This window comes from Streptomyces sp. SX-6, from assembly GCF_059089585.1.
The window spans coordinates 1-3178 of the sequence record NZ_JBTHHU010000069.1 but is presented as its reverse complement, the minus strand read 5'-3'; the positions used below and the strand labels follow the sequence as shown (position 1 = coordinate 3178).

The following is a 3178-nucleotide window of genomic DNA, read 5'->3' as shown; positions in this document are numbered from 1 at the left end:
GGCGGGTGGCTGGTCGTTGCTTGAGAACTGCACAGTGGACGCGAGCATCTGTGGCCAAGTTTTTAAGGGCGCACGGTGGATGCCTTGGCACCAGGAACCGATGAAGGACGTGGGAGGCCGCGATAGGCCCCGGGGAGCTGTCAACCGAGCTGTGATCCGGGGGTGTCCGAATGGGGAAACCCGGCAGTCGTCATGGGCTGTCACCCGCTGCTGAACACATAGGCAGTGTGGAGGGAACGCGGGGAAGTGAAACATCTCAGTACCCGCAGGAAGAGAAAACAACCGTGATTCCGGGAGTAGTGGCGAGCGAAACTGGATGAGGCCAAACCGTATGCGTGTGATACCCGGCAGGGGTTGCGTATACGGGGTTGTGGGAGTTCTCTTGATCAGTCTGCCGGCTGGTCGGGGAGTCAGAAACCGTTGATGTAGGCGAAGGACATGCGAAAGGTCCGGCGTAGAGGGTAAGACCCCCGTAGCTGAAACATTAGCGGCTCTCTTGAGAACCACCCAAGTAGCACGGGGCCCGAGAAATCCCGTGTGAATCTGGCGGGACCACCCGTTAAGCCTAAATATTCCCTGGTGACCGATAGCGGATAGTACCGTGAGGGAATGGTGAAAAGTACCGCGGGAGCGGAGTGAAATAGTACCTGAAACCGTGTGCCTACAAGCCGTGGGAGCGTCGGACATCGAGCTTGCTCGGTGTCTCGTGACTGCGTGCCTTTTGAAGAATGAGCCTGCGAGTTAGCGGTGTGTAGCGAGGTTAACCCGTGTGGGGAAGCCGTAGCGAAAGCGAGTCCGAACAGGGCGTTTGAGTTGCACGCTCTAGACCCGAAGCGGAGTGATCTAGCCATGGGCAGGTTGAAGCGGAGGTAAGACTTCGTGGAGGACCGAACCCACCAGGGTTGAAAACCTGGGGGATGACCTGTGGTTAGGGGTGAAAGGCCAATCAAACTCCGTGATAGCTGGTTCTCCCCGAAATGCATTTAGGTGCAGCGTCGTGTGTTTCTTGCCGGAGGTAGAGCACTGGATAGGCGATGGGCCCTACCGGGTTACTGACCTTAGCCAAACTCCGAATGCCGGTAAGTGAGAGCGCGGCAGTGAGACTGTGGGGGATAAGCTCCATGGTCGAGAGGGAAACAGCCCAGAGCATCGACTAAGGCCCCTAAGCGTACGCTAAGTGGGAAAGGATGTGGAGTCGCAGAGACAACCAGGAGGTTGGCTTAGAAGCAGCCACCCTTGAAAGAGTGCGTAATAGCTCACTGGTCAAGTGATTCCGCGCCGACAATGTAGCGGGGCTCAAGCGTACCGCCGAAGTCGTGTCATTCACATGTATAGCCCCAACGGGTGTGTGGATGGGTAGGGGAGCGTCGTGTGCCGGGTGAAGCAGCGCCGGAAGGTAGTTGTGGACGGTTCACGAGTGAGAATGCAGGCATGAGTAGCGATACACACGTGGGAAACGTGTGCGCCGATTGACTAAGGGTTCCTGGGTCAAGCTGATCTGCCCAGGGTAAGTCGGGACCTAAGGCGAGGCCGACAGGCGTAGTCGATGGACAACCGGTTGATATTCCGGTACCCGCTTTGAAACGCCCAATATCGAATCAGGCGATGCTAAGTCCGTGAAGCCGTCCTGGAGCCTTCGGGCAAAGGGGAGTGGTGGAGCCGACGAACCAGACTTGTAGTAGGTAAGCGATGGGGTGACGCAGGAAGGTAGTCCAGCCCGGGCGGTGGTAGTCCCGGGGTAAGGGTGTAGGGCGCTGTCCAGGCAAATCCGGACAGCATGAAGCCTGAGACCTGATGCCGAGCCGATTGTGGTGAAGTGGATGATCCTATGCTGTCGAGAAAAGCCTCTAGCGAGTTTCATGGCGGCCCGTACCCTAAACCGACTCAGGTGGTCAGGTAGAGAATACCGAGGCGTTCGGGTGAACTATGGTTAAGGAACTCGGCAAAATGCCCCCGTAACTTCGGGAGAAGGGGGGCCACGTCTGGTGATGGAATTTACTTCCTGAGCTGGGTGTGGCCGCAGAGACCAGCGAGAAGCGACTGTTTACTAAAAACACAGGTCCGTGCGAAGCCGTAAGGCGATGTATACGGACTGACGCCTGCCCGGTGCTGGAACGTTAAGGGGACCGGTTAGCGCATCTTCGGGTGTGCGAAGCTGAGAACTTAAGCGCCAGTAAACGGCGGTGGTAACTATAACCATCCTAAGGTAGCGAAATTCCTTGTCGGGTAAGTTCCGACCTGCACGAATGGCGTAACGACTTCTCGACTGTCTCAACCATAGGCCCGGTGAAATTGCACTACGAGTAAAGATGCTCGTTTCGCGCAGCAGGACGGAAAGACCCCGGGACCTTTACTATAGCTTGATATTGGTGTTCGGTTCGGCTTGTGTAGGATAGGTGGGAGACTGTGAAGCATGCACGCCAGTGTGTGTGGAGTCGTCGTTGAAATACCACTCTGGTCGTGCTGGATGTCTAACCTGGGTCCGTGATCCGGATCAGGGACAGTGTCTGGTGGGTAGTTTAACTGGGGCGGTTGCCTCCTAAAGAGTAACGGAGGCGCCCAAAGGTTCCCTCAGCCTGGTTGGTAATCAGGTGTTGAGTGTAAGTGCACAAGGGAGCTTGACTGTGAGACCGACGGGTCGAGCAGGGACGAAAGTCGGGACTAGTGATCCGGCGGTGGCTTGTGGAAGCGCCGTCGCTCAACGGATAAAAGGTACCCCGGGGATAACAGGCTGATCTTCCCCAAGAGTCCATATCGACGGGATGGTTTGGCACCTCGATGTCGGCTCGTCGCATCCTGGGGCTGGAGTCGGTCCCAAGGGTTGGGCTGTTCGCCCATTAAAGCGGTACGCGAGCTGGGTTTAGAACGTCGTGAGACAGTTCGGTCCCTATCCGCTGTGCGCGTAGGAGTCTTGAGAAGGGCTGTCCCTAGTACGAGAGGACCGGGACGGACGAACCTCTGGTGTGCCAGTTGTCCTGCCAAGGGCATGGCTGGTTGGCTACGTTCGGGAGGGATAACCGCTGAAAGCATCTAAGCGGGAAGCCTGCTTCGAGATGAGGACTCCCACCACCTTAGAGTGGGTAAGGCTCCCAGTAGACGACTGGGTTGATAGGCCAGGTGTGGAAGACCGGTAACGGTTGGAGCTGACTGGTACTAATAGGCCGAGGGCTTGTCCTCA

At 57.0% G+C, this 3178-nt stretch carries 1 rRNA gene; it reads left to right on the top strand.

Features of this window, described 5'->3' with window-relative positions:
* Positions 1–52: 52 nt before the first annotated feature.
* Positions 53–3177, top strand: a 23S ribosomal RNA gene (locus ACV530_RS36385).
* The last annotated feature ends 1 nt before the right edge of the window (position 3178 follow it).